General features: G+C 35.2%; 7 protein-coding genes, 1 tRNA gene and 3 pseudogenes. 5 read left to right on the top strand and 6 right to left on the bottom strand.

The annotated features are described in order from the left end of the window. A pseudogene (locus BN200_RS07995) lies at nucleotides 1–854 on the bottom strand (tyrosine-type recombinase/integrase); the annotation flags it as partial. Between the two features lie 1,157 nt (nucleotides 855–2,011). Between BN200_RS07995 and BN200_RS09845 the strand changes: the two are divergent. The 3 genes and pseudogenes from BN200_RS09845 to BN200_RS07985 all read left to right on the top strand — a co-directional run bounded on the left by BN200_RS09845 (nucleotide 2,012) and on the right by BN200_RS07985 (nucleotide 4,339). Then, the gene (locus BN200_RS09845) at nucleotides 2,012–2,149 is read left to right on the top strand and encodes a hypothetical protein (RefSeq protein ID WP_244426916.1); all 138 of its coding nucleotides are present in this window, start codon (nucleotides 2,012–2,014) and stop codon (nucleotides 2,147–2,149) included. Beyond that, on the top strand, nucleotides 2,149–2,718 hold the full coding sequence (locus BN200_RS09840) for a HesA/MoeB/ThiF family protein (RefSeq protein WP_244426914.1): 570 nt from the start codon (nucleotides 2,149–2,151) through the stop codon (nucleotides 2,716–2,718). Before BN200_RS09845 ends, BN200_RS09840 begins: the two co-directional genes overlap by 1 nt. 357 nt (nucleotides 2,719–3,075) lie before the next feature. Next, nucleotides 3,076–4,339, top strand: a pseudogene (locus BN200_RS07985) (MFS transporter). A 1,572-nt stretch (nucleotides 4,340–5,911) separates the two neighbouring features. Here the strand turns inward: BN200_RS07985 and BN200_RS07975 are convergent. Further along, nucleotides 5,912–6,002 (bottom strand) — tRNA-Ser (locus BN200_RS07975). A 311-nt stretch (nucleotides 6,003–6,313) separates the two neighbouring features. On the opposite strand from BN200_RS07975, the gene BN200_RS07970 reads away from it, so the two are divergent. Continuing rightward, on the top strand, nucleotides 6,314–7,519 hold the full coding sequence (locus BN200_RS07970; RefSeq protein ID WP_019222039.1) for a porin: 1,206 nt from the start codon (nucleotides 6,314–6,316) through the stop codon (nucleotides 7,517–7,519). 937 nt (nucleotides 7,520–8,456) lie between these two features. Here the strand turns inward: BN200_RS07970 and BN200_RS07965 are convergent. From BN200_RS07965 to BN200_RS07950, 4 genes and pseudogenes are all read right to left on the bottom strand, one after another. Then, complete coding sequence (locus BN200_RS07965; protein WP_019222037.1) at nucleotides 8,457–9,416, bottom strand: N-acetylmuramoyl-L-alanine amidase; 960 nt, start codon at nucleotides 9,414–9,416, stop codon at nucleotides 8,457–8,459. 1,329 nt (nucleotides 9,417–10,745) lie between these two features. Continuing rightward, nucleotides 10,746–12,891 (bottom strand): annotated as a pseudogene (locus BN200_RS10025) (isocitrate/isopropylmalate family dehydrogenase). Next, nucleotides 12,888–13,619: an alpha/beta fold hydrolase gene (locus BN200_RS07955; RefSeq protein ID WP_019222035.1), complete on the bottom strand. Its 732-nt coding sequence runs from the start codon at nucleotides 13,617–13,619 to the stop codon at nucleotides 12,888–12,890. Before BN200_RS07955 ends, BN200_RS10025 begins: the two are co-directional and overlap by 4 nt. Before the next feature lie 314 nt (nucleotides 13,620–13,933). Beyond that, a complete protein-coding gene (locus BN200_RS07950) occupies nucleotides 13,934–15,130 on the bottom strand; it encodes a multidrug effflux MFS transporter (RefSeq protein WP_019222033.1) in 1,197 nt (398 codons plus the stop codon). A 766-nt stretch (nucleotides 15,131–15,896) separates the two neighbouring features. Between BN200_RS07950 and BN200_RS08995 the strand changes: the two genes are divergently transcribed. Then, on the top strand, nucleotides 15,897–16,661 hold the full coding sequence (locus BN200_RS08995) for a phage tail assembly protein (protein ID WP_019222032.1): 765 nt from the start codon (nucleotides 15,897–15,899) through the stop codon (nucleotides 16,659–16,661). Nucleotides 16,662–17,403 lie beyond the last annotated feature (742 nt).

Raw genomic sequence — 17,403 nt, 5'->3', positions numbered from 1 at the left:
TCAATCACTTTCAAAGCTTCATCACTCAATGGCACGCGAAAATCTGAAATTTTTCCTACAATACCTTTCATATTTTCTTTTGGTATTGTCCATATATTTTTATCTATTTGTTCAAGACGCAAATATCGCAATGGATGTGACCGTACTCCAGTCAAAATCAGAAGCTTCAGTGCTAAATTTGAAAGAATCTTATCATCTAAATTCTGATAAAAAGCTGGAACTTCTTGCCATGGCATAGCAGGAATATTTGTTGATGTAGCACGGGGCTTTCCTAAAAGGGCGCGTGCTTTCATACAGGCTTGTAGATCAACATCTAAACCAAGAGCCGCAGCATATTTCAAGCAAATATTAATACGATTAAGTGCTTTTCTTGCCGTATCTGCTTTTTCATGCCAAAGGGGTGAGAGAACATTGCGAATGATATTTGCTGTTAATTGTTCTATAGGCAAATTTCCTATGTGTGGGATAACATGCAATTACAGTGGAGAAAACCAACGTCCATTTTTACCTTCATTTTTTAACTCAGCTTTTTTACTTTCAAAAGCTGCCTGCGCAATTTCTTTAAACATATTGCTTTGCTGTTTTAAGACAGTTTGTTCTCGAAAGACAATAGGATCATTGCCTTCTTTAAGAATATCACTATAATATCTTACAAGTTCTCGTGCTTCTTTTAAAGAAAGCCTTGCAACAGGACCAAGCCCCATTTCACGGCGCTTATTGTGGTGTGTATAGCGAAAAAACCAAGAGCGTGTATTGTCTTTTCGAACATTCAACCACAGCCCTGCCCCATCACAATATTTCCCTTGAGGAGATGCCTTTACGAACGCTGCTGATAACTTATGAATCGCCCTCACTTAATTTACCTTCTCGTCCACCTTTACACGCATTGCCCGTCCAACTTTTTTGGTCCACCTTTTAGACCACCTTAAATTTTTGATTTGAGATTTTTTCTTTAATTCTTAATTTTTTTATTGGAACATAAAAAACTATACATATCAATACGCTATTACACATATTTATATACTTTGAATCTTGTTGATAAAGCCTAGCTAGCCTCTTTTGGGCACCATTTTTTGATTTTATGCCAAAAATAGCTTATTGATCTTATAAAATTTTTTAAAGCTGAGAGATTTGTAAAGAAACGTAAGAGAATAAGATTTTCCAACTTATTTCTATAATTTATTCTAAATCACGAATTTTTTTCTAGATATTTTTTAGCTATTTTAAACATCCAAAGTATTTACACTTTCAAAAAAGCAAAACCTTTGAAGCTCTCTTCTTACCACAGCAAAATCATTAAAGTTTAACACAAGCAATTCTTGAATATGATTATAAATATATGCGATTTTAATAACATTATAAAAACAATTTAGCTTTCCATCAATTGCTGTTAATTAATAGATTCGCATCTTAAGAAATAAAAGAACTTCTATCGTCACTTTACCTTGCAAAAGCTACGCTGAACCACTCTAAATTCATCAACTATGCGAACTGAAACTTCATAACAAAAATTTTTTTGCACTCACTTCTTATTTTTTAAATGCAACAAAATATATCTATGCTCTGTTACAAAAAAGAATTATATTAAATAGAAAAATAAGAATAAATTAAATAAAGTAAATTACTATTTAATATAAAATTCAAATAAATCTCTAATTTTAGAAAAATATCAAATTTATATCGTGAATATTTTTATTATGTATTTTTTATTAAAATAAACTAAAGAACTGTTATAAAAAAATTAAATCATAACGCTTTATTAGATAAAAAATAATATTTAATTCTCATAAAAATATTTACCCTATTTCATATAAAGTGCATTTACAGTAATTACATTTTAATGTAGTTTTTTATATCACATGAGTGATGAATAAACTAAAAATTAAGGGGAGGAAATCATGGATCATCCAAAATTTAAATAATAAATTTAACTAATAATAAGAAAAATTCTTTTTCTTGGAATGACCTTGCAGAGAAAAGTTAGTTTGATAAGTAAATGAGGGGAGCAATAATGGAGCAGCAATATATTTTAGGAAAATACACACGTGTTGTTGTCCATGAAAAGGATGCAATTTTTGGTGCAGTCTCAAAGCAGTTTATTATCAATGATCAAAAGTACTGGGAAAATTTGGTACTTCTCGCAGCATAGTGGATCAAGAAAAAACAGTAGAGAAAACTTACACTTCGCTATTGTCAATCATGTTAAGAGAAAATTTTAACCCTGCATTTGACGTGCTTTTTTCTAACCACTTTCTTGTTTGGAATGAAACATCAGACAATATCTTCCATAATCGGTATTCTAGAAGTCATCTCCATTATCAAAGTTACGGCATGCATCCAGCCTCCGTTCAGCATACCCTTTCACAAAAAGTAGTCGTCATTTTAGGATGTGGCGGGATTGGTAATCATGTATCAGCAATACTAGCATCCTCCAGCGTCGGAAAATTAATTCTTGTTGACAATGATATGATCAAGATGACCAACCTTACCAGACAAATTCTTTTTACTGAAGAAGATATAGGGCTTCCGAAAACAACTGTTCTTCAACGTGAGCTGATACGGAGAAACAGCCAAAGTGAAGTTCATGAATTACAAATGTTAATTACTGAAAAAGAAGATATCAACAAATTACCTAAAGCAGATTTATGGATTATTTCTGCTGATTCACCTGATAAGCTAGGGCCATGGATAAATGAATGGCGTGTAAAAAGTCAATAAGTTTCTATAAATTCCGGCTACATCAATGATAGAGCTATTTTGAGCCCCTTTTATTTACATAGCTGAACAAACTGCTCACTATGCATGCAGCACATCTCTAGGAAATCTCCCCAAAAAAAATGATCCTTTAATCCATGAATCCTGCACTGCTATTAATAATAACTCTAAAGTCGCGACATTTCATCCTGTTAATGCCCTTTCAGCTACCATGTGTGCCAATGATGCTCTCAAGTTTTTAGGTAGTTATGGCAATCTGCTTTCTACCGATCGGTGTATGAGGATATGGAGCAACCAACTTTTCACAGAAGAATGTTCTCTAAAGAAAAATCATCACTGTAAGATCTGTGGAACACTACAATGAACAGACCACGTACCCTTGCTTTCACCTATGAATCCTATAATGCAGTACGGATGCTGATCGGTGTCTACCACGCGATTTTTTTTAATGTCTATGGGGGTTAGTCTGGCGCAATTAGCTGTGCTTCAAGTTGTCTTTTCCGGAACCATCCTACTGCTTGACTTTCCCTGCGCTGTCCTCTCAGACAGATATCGACGTAAATATTCCGTTATAGCTGGAGTCTTTATGACGGGCGTGTTTTATCTTCTCTGTCTTCAAGCCCCCAATATGATAATCCTTATCATTGCACAAATCCTTTATGCCGCAGGAATTTGCCTCATTGCAAGTGCTATTGACGGATGGATTTATCACTCACTGGGCAACAAACACGATCAATTTTCGCATTACGCCCATCTTACGCACCAAGTAAATTCTTTCGGGAGTATTCTCAGCGGCATCATAGGAATTGGAACAATATACTACTCTGGACAATATTTTACAGGATATATCCTCTCATGCCTGATGATGAGCATCATTTTTTTGATCTTTCTTCTTGTTCCTGAAGAAACAAAACCAGCGATTGAAAAAAACAAAACAACAACGATTCTTCAAAATGCCAAAGAAACGCTGTGGATTTTTCAAAACACCGTGGGAGGAGCATGGTTTATTTTCCTCATGTGCCTTTTTAATGCCGGTATTCAGATTATCTATCATTTCTAGCAACCTATAATACTCTCAAGTAGCAAAATTGATCATCTCAACAGTACGCAGATGTTCGTACTCATGTGCTGCCATATAGGAGCTTTTTCCGCACAATATTTTTCAAATTTACTGATGTCTCAATATCATGTATTAGATAACAAATACAAGAATTCTGTAAAATATTTTTCATTCTTCTCTACCCTGATGTGCATAGCGCTTTATTTTTTAGTTCATGGCAATCAAACAGCTGTAGCAATTATCGCATTTTCGTTAATCCATGGATTTATTTGCACCGTACCCATCGGTGCAAAAAGTTTATTTTTTTCAGAGCTCAACCAAAAACAAACTGGGCATATTTCGGGCATTATTGGCGCTGTATCTTTCAGCGGAAGAATATTTTCAATTGCAGTGTTAAGCATCATCTCTTTTCTGCCTACAAAAATTTCACCGTCTTATTACCTGATATTACCAACCATCACTTTTTTCATATGTGGTTTGATCATCATGAAATGGATGAAACACTCTCACAGAGCCCTACGAGCAAAAAACTATACAATAACCACCCCAAATGATGCTCCTTGAAATATGACCACAACTTCTTTGAACCATCAGCACAGCAACATTGCAAAATATGATTCATACACCACAAGAAGAAATAGATTAAATACACAAATAAGACACTTGTTGTTTCTAATAGGCTCACACCCTTCACAAAGAACAGAACGTGATTGTGGTATGAATACGCGTACGTTTTACAAAAACATCTCTCAAGACCCTTAAGCCCATTTCCCGAAATCGTCCATGAACAACAGCATAACCTAAAATCCGTTGTTCACCAACTTCTTTATACTTATGAAGGTGAAAGCTGACACCATCATTCTATTTGCCAGCTCAAAATGTTGCGCTGTTCCCCACAGTAAAACGGTTCATAAGAGAGATTTTTTACCCCTCTCTTGAAGTGTTTTTATCCACACACTTACCCTCACTTATGACGTGCAAACGAATAATTTGGATTGATTTAATATAAGCTGATGTGAAATGAGAAAATCTTACGATATTCAGAGCTCTCATTGATATTGTAAAATGATGAATGAATAATAATCAAGCCCAGGGTAAAATCTCTCTCTCACCTCAACTGAGAATCGAAATGCCTAAAAAAACACATCTAAATACAGTGTGCATTCATTCAACGACAATTACGATTTTGGATCCCCCCATGTTTTAGATTCCCCCATGTAAATTACGCCACTTAACCACCCTGCCTCATCTCATAAAACAAATCACTGACAGAACAATAACATTGTATGCATATGAGTGATGAATCTGAGGAAGAGAAGCACAAAAATTATAGAACAAAAAAGAGTTTAACGACGACAACATCGTGCTTTCTGCATTCCAAAACAGAGAAATTTCTTAAATCTAAGCCAGACAAACTGATTAAAGGGTCTCATTGGTATAGCTTTTTGAACAGAATGGGATAGAACATCACAAAAAAATGATACAAAGAGTGCAGATCATAAAAAGATTAGCACTAGAAGCGATAAAAAAAGCTCCAAAAAAGTTCGGGATATAGGAAAAAAACATAATGGAATCAGTATTCATTTATTCCCTTATATTCAACATAAATTTTTGATTTTATTAGTTTTTATTTGACCTCGTTGGAACAAAATTATTTGGACGAGTAGAAAAACGTGAAAGATCACATTCTTTTTTGAAAAATAGAAAAAAATAAATTCTAAACTTACATCTTCCTTTTCATTTTACCTGAACGAGACACTGAAAATCTTGTCTATCGGAAAAAAACGCTCCTCTGTGCTTAAAAGCAGCTTTAAAATGACCAAAAGAAATTTTGACAATCTGTTTTGTAAAGCATTTTCTGCCAAAAAATGAAAAAAGCAACATATTCAGCATATAAATTGAGAAATGAGCAAAAACACATCCTATTAATGCAAGAACCATAATTTCATAAATAAAAACGTTTTTTGTCTGGACTGAAGATAATATGGGCATTACTCAAAACAACAGTTAGAAAAGACCTAAAATAAAATGCAATTAAAAAGCTGTAACAGGGCACGGAGTAGAGAAAAAAGAAAGCAGAAATACAAGGAATAAAAATTCCCTTATCTTTACATAACCTATTGGTTTTATTGTAAATGGCGGAGAGGAAGAGATTCGAACTCTCGAGAGCCTTTTGAGCCCTACTCCCTTAGCAGGGGAGCGCCTTCGACCACTCGGCCACCTCTCCAAGGAAGGTGCATAAACGGTATCAACACAAAGTTCAAGACATTTTCAATTTTTTTCAAAAATATCTAAGCTTTTTCTGTTTTATTGATCGCATCAGATCAAAAATGCACATGTGACTTTTTTACCACATTTGCTTGAATAGTAGTATGGATACCCTGCAAAAAGATAATTTCATATTTGTATATCGAAAAAAGAACAGTATAGCTAGAATCATAGTTATCAAAATGTTTTACTATGTCTTTTCTGTATTTAATGAGTTGAGCAAATAATATTCCCTAAAAGGGGTTGAATTATCTTTACTGGAGATCCATTATGAATGTTAAGTCCATCCTTTTGAGCTCTACAGTAGCTTTTGTAGCAATTTCTGAGGCACAAGCAGCTTCAACAGTTATTGCAGAACCAGAGCCTGTAGAATTTGTTCGGGTTTGCGATGCATATGGCAAAGGGTATTTCTATATTCCTGGAACAGAAACCTGCATGCGTGTATCAGGAAATGTGCGTGCTGATTTTATAGGTGGTGATAACATCGATGCAAATACCAATGCCGATTTAAATACTAAAAATAAAACCTATAGTGCATCTTCAAGGCTGACCCTTGTTTTTCAAGCTGCTTCTGAAACAGAATTGGGAACATTGCGCTCTTATGCACGGATCTCCTCAAGCTGGAGCAATGGTAAAAACAAAGATGGTGCAAAACTTTCAGCTGCATACATTGAACTTGGTGGTTTTCGTATAGGTCTTGACGATACAATCTTCAACAGTTGGACAGGCGGATACGGCAACGTTATAAATGACGATAGCGTGGCACCAGCAGGAAATACAAGCACCAATTTCATTTCTTACACCTTTAGTGGCGATACTGGATTCTCCGCTATTATTGGTGCTGAATTAGGCAATGCTTCAGTCCATACTCTTGATAGGGATGAATCATACTATTACCTCGATAAAGAGGATAAAATTTCTGTCGTTCCTAAAGAAATCTTTCCAAGTAAGAGAATAAAAAATTACACTCCAAATCTAGTTTTTGGTATAAAATTTATGCAAAAATGGGGTGGTTTTTCAACAGTTGCTGCATATGATGCGTACTACAAAAAATGGGCTGGTAAAGTACGTTTAGATTTAAATGTTAATGATCGTCTAAACCTATGGGTCATGGGTGGTTATAAAAACAACACTGATTATTACACAAAAGATGAAAATAATGCTTTATCACGACAAAGCTCAACGATCTATGCAAACTGGGGTGGCAAATGGGCCGCATGGGCTGGTGCAACTTACAAGCTTACTCCACAAGCAAATTTGAATGCTCAAGTCTCTTACAGTGCTGTAAAAACCTTTGCAACTTCTGTAAATGTTGCGTACACGCTGGTTCCAGGCTTTGTCATTACACCTGAACTTACTTACGTTTCCTGGAACGATGATCGTACTTTTAAGAATGCAAATGATACAACCTATAGCCATGCACTCAACGGAAAAAGTGCTTTTCAAGGTATGATTCGTTTCCAACGTTCATTCTAATCTTTTTGGATTTGATTTATAAAAACCGACAACTGATGTTGTCGGTTTTTTTTAATACCTCTATAGGATATTAAAAAGTCTCAATGATCTTTTATCTACAATTATCTCTGATAAAAAAAAGCGACTTACTTTACAAAAATATTCCAAGGGAATGAACCAAATGAGTGTTAAGAAGCATATTTATGAGCTTTACACAGATGATCTCAAAAATGAAGATTTTGATCATCAAATAATTTATTCTCAAAATTGCGCAAATATCTTCGAAAATCGTTAGAAGCAAATTGGGTATATCGTCTAAAATGAAAGAGAATAAATCATAGAAATAATCTTCAACAAAAATGACGATGCTCAATAAATAACGGAGTTTTTTGCAAACATAAGCAACTTCCGTTGATCAAAAATATTCAACAAACGCAGAAGGAATGTATATAGTTCAACCTTATCCCCCGTTTCTTAGGAGTCCCTCGTGTCCTATTTTTTATTTCAACCATCGTTGGGCTTTCTCTCAACTTTTATACCAGATATCGTAACTATGAAACCATTCATAACATGTTTCTTTTTCCAGAACCACGCCTAGAGTATTATTGAATTCTGCTTGTGTAGCGCTGATAGCAGATAATTTTCCTCTCCAATATTATGGAGAGGGATTTTTCTATGCAACCTTCAGGCATTCTTTTCTTTTGTCTTATGTACAAGACCTTCAACTTTAGGTATTTTTTTAATGAGGGAAGCCAATATACAGGAACAGAAACGGGATTTTAAAATCTCCTTCTAAAAACCATCTCATTTTCTTCTTTTCTCACTTACTCCGGTGTCTGTAATTTTATTCTCATAGCATAAGCAATCCTCTTTTCTCTCACACAGAACACACACAAAAAGAGATAAAAGAAAATTCTTCAAAAAAGACAACGCTTATATTGTATGATATATATTTAAATTACGTTACATTGAAAGTGTTCGATGGGAAATACTTATCTACCAATGCATAGAGAACAGCTGCTGTTTCAACGTCTAAAATCCCATCATAATTTTCTTGACGAAAATGAAGCTGAAATGCTCGAATTAAATTCTTATACCCAATTTCGCTACATGCAGCTGAGATATCATAACCATAACATTTCAATTTAGCCAAAACATCTGTTTTGGGCGGGAAACTCTTACAAAACTGCTCCTGATAATGAGCCTTTACTTCATCATCATACCAAGCCCCTATGCCTGCTGCATAGAGTTCTTTCCACGGAAAAGCAGCACCTGGATCACTCTTTCTTCCAATGGCAATGTCACTGTGCCCCACAACATCGGTTGGTGTAATATCGGGATATCGTTGAAGAATATTCAATGCAAGCTCTTTAACTGCATCAATTTGCGTTGGATTATAAGGAGGAAATGTAAATTCCTCGTTATTATAAGGTAGCAAATTAACTGCCTCAGGTAGAACAGTGATCCCCCTCACGTTACTGTTCTCATCTAATGAACCAACATCAGCTTGCAACACACTCCCACCTTCGTGAAGTGGATTTAAAACCCGCGCCTCCTTTAAAGCTGCTTCAGCATAGCTCTCTTCTGAAAAATCAGCATGTCCCGTTGCTAAATTGACTATTTCAATTCCAAGAGATGTATCATTTAAATTACTACGCCCAGCCCATGAACTGATACCCGCATGCCACGCACGCTCGTTTTCATCAACCAAATTAAAGATACGCATATCCTTAAATCCTGCCTCAATATAGGTCCGTTCTGATGGATCAGGAACAAGATAATGCGCACTAACCTTATCTCCTGTAAGAGCTATGAGTGATGCTTTGAAATCGAGTGACGTATAATGCATCACAAGAAAACGAACACGACGATTAAAGCTCTTTACAGAACGATAACTGTTGTAATCAATCCGATACATAAAAAACCTTCCTTTCTGTCTCATTTACAGGTACCATTGACATCACAACAGACCACGTAGGAAGACACTCTTGGCACAATTTTTAAAAATTTTTACAATACACCACACAACTCACAGACAAAAATTGTCAACTTTATGGTGAAAGTCATATGATTGATAAAACATCAAACTTTTACCAATAATCAATATACATTTCTCAAAATGCTTCATACAGCCAACGCCCTGAATCTTGAGCACCTAAGCCGCACCGCATAAGATATTTTTCCCAAAAATGCCAAAAAGATTACCCATCAAAAAATAAATAAAATGTGCGGAAAACCGCTTCTCAAATATTTGTTCATATCTTGTAGGCAAAACAGCCTTTCTCTTTTCAATCTGAATCAAATATATCGAAAGAGCACACCACAGAGGCTACAAAGCATATTACCTCATCATCCTGCAAAAGCTAAAAATACTCGAAGAGATTTTCTATGAAAATTTTATGGAGATTTCTTAACAAGCCAATGAACAATGCATATCTGCAATAAAATTCTTCATTGGTGTATTTTTAACAAAATTTGAAAATTTTCTCTGTACAAAAAATAGAGAAGCAAGATACTCACTTATTCTTTTGTAAAGCGTTTCTCACTCATAGCTGTTAAAGGCATATCCTGCATTTTTAAATCAAAACATACTGAGAATTTTTTCTCAATAACAAGCCTTCCTAGGTTATTATGATTTCATCACTATAATGCGAACATTTTCTCAATTTGCATATGCAATATATTTTTTAACTAAAATTGTACAAAATTTTTGTAAACAGGAGATAATATGAGCATACACCCTCAGGAATATTCTGAAGGACTATGAAATGATAATAGCGAATTTCTTTGTTTATTTGCATTTTTTGTCAAATCATTTCAATGAAAACATTTTATCATCTGCTAAAAACAATTTGAACCATGAGAAACAGTGAGCACAATAAATTCAGTAAACACACCAATACAGATTGAACTATTTTTAAGAGCATTTCATTGTTATCTTACATTATGATAACATATTGATTTATAAAAACAATTCATAGTTTTGTAACTTGTATGAGGATCCTAAAAGTAAGATTTTCTTACAGTTAACCAGAAAAAACACTCGTTTATACCTCATAAGAGGGATAAAAATGTAGAGTTCTTTTTAGAAAAGAGTAAAAAACACCTCTCATGAAGTGTCTCAAGACAAGAGCAGTTTGTAACATTCAATAAAATCGACACATCAATACTCTAAAGCATCACAACAGCACTATCTAATGACAAATAATAGTTTGAGAAAGATTGCTTAAGCCTCAACAGAGGATCATTACCCCTCCTTCATTTTTACATATCTTTTGAAAACCAACCAAGCGGCATATTCCTGTAAAACGACACTTAAAAGCGGTCGTGTATAGGGAAAAGTAACACAATCATCACCATAGCCTTTCATCCGTACAGTCATTGTAGCATGCCCAAGGCTTTCTTTCTGGTTTTCTAATATCTCCAAAGAAGGTGATAAACTAACCTCAACCTCAAGCTGCGGAGTATTTTTCACACTTTTCTCTGTTGGCTGAAAATATTTCAAAAGTAGCGGATCACTGGCTAACCAATGAACTTCTGCATGCATTGCTAATCGTTGACGAGCAGTGGTAATTTCTGCACCAACTAAATAGGGACGAAAATGATCTTCAAATTTTTCGATTAAATGCTGATCCAAAGGCGCTGCCGACTGGCCCAACCAGTTGTACAAGAACATAAGGGCTTTTCCATAAAAAATGCCGTTCAAATGGCTCATTTTTAAGATGGCAATCCACCCAATTTCCAAATGACAATCCACCGAATGCGCAATGGTACTTTCATCAATTCCAATCAAAGTCCACGCATAGCGAACACACGACACAGAAGAATATTTCTTCTCACCATGTTCTAAATAGTTTTCTAAAAGCGCAAGAGCTTGCGTAGGGGGACCAGGCAAAACCACAAGAGCGCTTCCATCACAGGAGAGGTAAAAGCCAGATGCTGTACCAGTAGGATTATCAAGCACTTTTGCTGTTTCAGGAAATAACGCTTGACGGGTGTTATTACTATCCAGTGCGATCCCTAACCGCCCCAATTGACCTTTTATGGTTTGCCAAACATCTTCATGATGAACCAAAGGTTGCTGTACAGCTTTTGCAATCGCATCACGCGTTTTATCGTCAGATGTTGGCCCTAATCCTCCACTGATAATGATGAGATCCTCTTGTCCAAGACAAGCAATCACAGTTTCACTTATTTGCTGTAATTGATCAGCGTAAACAAAATGGCGTGTGACTTGAATATTTCTCTTGTTCAAGCTTTGACTCAAATCCTGCAAATTCGTATTCAAATATTGCCCTGAAAGAAGTTCATCACCAACCGCTGCTCGACAAACAGAAACAGAATTTGCGAGAGAATTAAGAACAGCTTCAGTCATCTGGGGTGTAGAGGCTGAACCTCCCAAATCATAAGTAACAGCTTTTCCAGCACGAATAACCTGATCAACACTCTCAGACAGTTGCCGTGCTGCATCTTGAAAGCCTAAATGGTCTAGCAGTAAAGCCGTAGTATAAAGCATGTCAGAAGGATTTGCTTTATTTTGTCCAGAATGTGCGATAAACTTCCATGAACAGGCGAAAAACAGGCAACTTTTCTCCCCACATGCACACTAGGTGCAAAACCCAATCCCCCCATCACTCCAGCACCAAATTCAGAAAGAATATCACCAAACATGCTTTCAGCAACAATCACACCAAAATGCTCTGGCTTCATTGCAATCCATCTGGATAATTTTGAGCAACTATCTCAAAAATTTCTTGAGCAAATTGACCACTTTCTTGCATAGTATTTGGCTTATCGGCAAAAATAATCCGCCTAAAACTATGCGCATGCGCATAAGAAAAAGCATATTCAAACAACTGCTCTAAACCAAAGCGCGTCTGTAAACACACGGTCCATACTGCCTCTTCAAGGTCATATTTTTCTAAATTAGGATGTTTGAAGCATGTCGCCACTGCAAGAGATACATCACGAAAATCTAGTCCAGCATAAAAACCTTCACTATTTTCTGTAATAATACAAAAATGAAAAGGCTTTCTCGGACCAAAAATATATCTTACAGGGCGTATATTCAGAAACAAACCCAACTTTTGGCGAAGCTGAATAAGAGGAGAAATATAGGTAAGTTCTTTTTCTCTTAAATGCGGTGCAAGTTCTTTTAACGCAACTTCTTTTTCTTGACGAGTTACAGCGCCAAGTAAAATAGCGTCACTCTCAGTGATTTTTTACCACGTTTCTTGAGGAACAGAATTCGCTTCTTGCTTCCAACATTCCCAACCAATATCACTATGAGTGCATTCAACCGGCAATTTGAATTGCTCTAAGATCCTCAACGCCGCATCACAGAGCTCTGACCCTACCCCATCGCCAGGTAATACAAGAACTTTCTTTTTCATAATGTATCAATCCATTGATTAACGATTGCATTGGTCATGGCAGGATTTTCATCCCACAAACGCGTACCTGCATCAGAGATGATCTTATATTCATGATTCAGACATTGACTTCTCGTTTGATTAGCTATAGTTGCAAGTTGTGACCTTTCACCGATTAAAGCTAAAAACTTTCCAGTATATTTGATAATCTCACCTCGAGCATCCATCCCTAATAAGAGTGTAAATCCTCGTATCATACGTTCAATTGCCATGCTTCTTTGCTCATCAGAGATCTGCCATAAAACTCTTTTTTTCCTGCCTCCACGAGAACATATAACACTATTGAGTCTTTCTAGAGCTCCTGACAAATCACCTTCTTTCAAAAAAGTTAGAATATATCCAATTTGTCTTTGTAAAGGCTTATCTGGATAGCCTGGTGCATTCACAGCAAGTACGGCTCGAACATTTGGAAGTCGCGCCGCCAATATTTGCACTAACATTCCAGCCATAGAAAATCCCACAAGCACTGAGGGTTCTTTAAAAGACTTTTTAAGTTTCTCTGTAATAAAAGGCAAAATTTCCCCAGTAGAGTTATGACAAAAAGCAGAATGACTGGGAAAAAGAGACAATGTATCTAGGAGAGTAATCTGGAAACCTCTTGCCAAACAGAGCTCTGTAAACGAAGAACAAAAAGCACCGCGATCCCAAATTGGCATCACAGGAGAAAGAATAATAATATGAAGACTCATTTATTTATCTATTCCCCGCCCCCTTTTTTGAAAATGTCAATTATAGCAAAAAAATCCTTATAGAAGATATCCTTAAAACGCAAAAACATCGGAACTTTATCATGCATAAACTCCCCACCCCCTAATAATTCCTTGAAATAAATACCCTATGAAGAACCGATTGTATCAAATTTACACCAGTCTATGATAAACTTGAAGCATGCTTGATGAAACATCATGTAATTCAAAATTTACTCCAATCTATCCGACACGTCCCATTCATGCAAAAGAGCGCCAAAACATTGACGCATGATACTCTCTTTCTATTTTCTTCCTCAATCCATTTCCAAACGCATAAAATCATATGCTTTGCGAATATAAATTATAAATCCTAGCAAACAGCAGCCAGCCAATAAAGCTGCCATAGTCTGTGGATTGTGCCCAGAGATTTTTCCAATAACCGCAGCACTTAACGCAGCACTGCCTAACTGTAAAGCTCCCATCATACCGGAGGCTGCTCCAGCAGCTTGCGGATGTGAAGAAATAGCCAAGGCTGTCCCTAACGGCAATAAAAAACCATTCCCAAAAGTAAGAACAGCGATAGCCATAAAACTCGTCACAAGTGGCCATGGACTTACATACATTTGCAAAGCAAAGAGCCCCCCTCCTATCACAAAAATAATATATCCGCGCCAGACAGTTTTTTCCATAGGCTCCCGTTTAAAAAGCCATCGTGCCATCAGGTTTCCCAAAATATAGGGTAATGAAACACCAATGTAACTATAGCCAATATAGATCGCTGGCAAACCTAAGGTTGTAAGTAAAAAAGGGGATTCGACAATATAAGCAAAATAAGCTGCATAAGAAAAACAGGGAATAAGAGCATAAAAAATAAATTGTTGATTTCTGAGAACTCCCAAACACCCCTTCATAAATCCCACAGGAGAAAAACTCTGACGCTTTTGAAAAGGCAATGTTTCTTTTAAGAAAAAACAACAGAGTAAAATAGTCAAAGATATAAAAAGACTTAAAAAAATAAAAGTAGCATGCCAATGAAAAGCTTGTAACAGCATTCCCCCCACTAAAGGCGCAAGCGCCGGTGACATTCCAATAAAAGGAAAAACAATCAAATAAAGCTTTCCTGCTGCTTTTTTATCTAACAAATCATTGATAATAGCACGACTTAAAACAATCCCTGCACAAGCTCCAAGACCTTGTAAAAAACGCAACATAAGAAAAGCTTGAATATGAGCTGTATAAATTACACCAAGTGTTGTAAACAACCACAAAAACAAGCCAAAAAGCAATGTTTTTTTACGCCCAAAATTATCACTCAGTGGTCCATAAATAAGTTGTCCAAGTGCTAATGCAAACAGAAAAATTGCCACCGCATTCTGAATCTGAGATTCTGTAACTTGATAGTATTGGCGCATCTCTCCAAGTGCTGGCAGAAAAATGTCTGTAGAAATCAGCCCTCCTGTCGATAAACACACAATAAGTATAATGAAGGGTAATGTATATTTATGTTGCATGAAGAAAATTACACTTTATATTTAAAAAATGAATGTTTTATTGGGATAAATTATTTTATTATTCATAATATAATTTATTTTTATTTATAAAATAAATAGAAAATTTTTTACTTTTAATTTTTAAGAAAATTCATCTGATATATTATAATATATAATCTATACTTATAATATATAATTAATGAATGAACATTTTAGGGCTTTACGCTATACTCCCTGGATTACTTGCAAGCGCTGAAAAAATCTAATTTCAAAACTAAATAAAGGAAATAAAAGTACTACTCCCCCAATCCCTCAGAAGAATATCGATCACTCTGAAAACGCCATATTCGGTTGTAGTTATATATTATCATAAGAATTCATCAAGTTTTTTTATCGATATCACAAAAAAAGATGCTTCTAAACTAGATTGCCTATATTTTATAACAATACCAATCTTTTATAAAAGCTTCAAAATGCGTCTATAGTACTCAAAACAAAAAAACGGTATCCGCAAACTTCCCTTTTAAAAATATCAACGCAAATATGACAGTACCAACACAACAACATATAATACGAGAGCTCCTCATATGAAAGCCTAATCAACACAAAGACATTGAGTCATAAATTCTGATCCAGCTTAGCCACAGCATAAAGAAGATTGTGTCCCTGCAAACTGCCTAACCATTCAAACACATTTCGCCTCGATGATCATCGTAAAATTTTATTGCCAACCTATCGAAGTTAAACTGCTATTTTTATATCATTTAGAAAAAAATAAAGGGAATTCATGAAGAGAACAGACTTTTTCAACTATCAATTACTAATACCTATTGAAATTGATGGGAAAATACAGACCGAAATCAACTTACGTCACCTGAAACTTAAAGACTTAAAAGCGATGGAGGGAAAGGACGGCATCGAGCAAATAACAGAAATGATTGCCTCTCTTTCAGGGTGGTCCTATCGTGCCATCTATGAACTTTGTCCTTGTGATTTTTTAAACATAAAAGAAATTCTAGAACCTTTAATAACAAAACCACTTGAGATGATAAAAAAGTTTCAAGAAAATATCAAGGCAATCCTAAAAAGCTTTTCTATAAAAATTCCATCTCTAGAAAATTTCAAAGAACTCACAACCAAGATCAATAATATAAACATGTCCTTTAAAATGATAAGCGCTGCATGTATTTTCATTCACAATACATCTGAGAATAAAAATAAATTTTATACAGATACATTTGAAAAAAACCATACGACAACCATCAATGAAAAAGCGGAGATCTATAGAAACTATGAACCGATCACAGCTCATAATCCCTACAGCATAAATAATGAGATCACCCTTATAGGCTGCAATATCTTCCTACAAAATAATCCATTGAACCAGCCCCCTATAGCATCCAATCAAAAACCCGAGTACGAAACTAAAAAAACATTTTTAGAAAAAACTTTTAAACTTTTAGATATTATTTTAAAATTTTTAAACCTTCCCTCCTGGTTTTTAGAGTTTTTACTTCAAGGATTTAAAAATTTTTTCAAGCGTTATTTCTGAATATAGAACAAGTAAGAAGGAGAGTATCAACACACAGAATCCTCTCCTTATTCTCTCTTGCCTTTCATAGCTTTTGAGGTGAGCATTTGATATTTATTCTAATCTGTGCATGAGAATTCACTACAGGCAAAGTCAATAAAAACTAAGATTTTAGCGAATATTTTGTCTGTAGGAAAAAGTAGAATGGGAAATAAAAAATCCTGTTTTTTATTTTCAAACAGCCTGAACCCATGTATATGAACCCATGTATATATTTATAGGCTATTCTTCCCAGACAGGATTAGCAATATTACTTGTAAGAGACCTAATAAAGAGAACTTACTTGTAAGTCAGGAAAATAAACCTCATAAACAGTATCCCCTCTTTTCAACATCACAGGCCAAAGATCAGGCAGCTCGTGTATTCAGTTTGCTCTTTTGGCTTTTTCTTGTAAGTTTTTTGATCAAGACAAACCATTATGTATGGTTTTATGAAGTAACGTACCCTTGAAGCGCGGTAGTAGCTTATAAAACAAATTTTATGAAAAACATTAAGCTTAAAATCATGAATTTTAGCTAAACTTATCCTGCGATATCACCCATCAGAGGCATTATCATTTGCACAATACCAAGTTAACGATCATCCTATTTATAAAAACAGCAACTATTGTTATTAAAATATCAAAGACAATATTCCTCTAATGTCTATTATTTTAAAGGGTTTTCATGAACTTTTTACATTGCTTAACTTTATGGATTGAAAA

The organism is Bartonella senegalensis OS02 (genome assembly GCF_000312545.1).
In the GTDB taxonomy this organism is placed as follows: domain Bacteria; phylum Pseudomonadota; class Alphaproteobacteria; order Rhizobiales; family Rhizobiaceae; genus Bartonella; species Bartonella senegalensis.
The sequence above is the reverse complement of the archived record's forward strand: the minus strand, read 5'-3'. Positions and strand labels throughout refer to the sequence as shown.

Coding starts and splice junctions, on each gene's coding strand:
- BN200_RS07955 (WP_019222035.1), bottom strand. CDS start 13,619: ATGAGTCTTCATATTATTATTCTTTCTCCTGTGATGCCAATTTGGGAT.
- BN200_RS07970 (WP_019222039.1), top strand. CDS start 6,314: ATGAATGTTAAGTCCATCCTTTTGAGCTCTACAGTAGCTTTTGTAGCA.
- BN200_RS07965 (WP_019222037.1), bottom strand. CDS start 9,416: ATGTATCGGATTGATTACAACAGTTATCGTTCTGTAAAGAGCTTTAAT.
- BN200_RS08995 (WP_019222032.1), top strand. CDS start 15,897: ATGAAGAGAACAGACTTTTTCAACTATCAATTACTAATACCTATTGAA.
- BN200_RS07950 (WP_019222033.1), bottom strand. CDS start 15,130: ATGCAACATAAATATACATTACCCTTCATTATACTTATTGTGTGTTTA.
- BN200_RS09845 (WP_244426916.1), top strand. CDS start 2,012: ATGGAGCAGCAATATATTTTAGGAAAATACACACGTGTTGTTGTCCAT.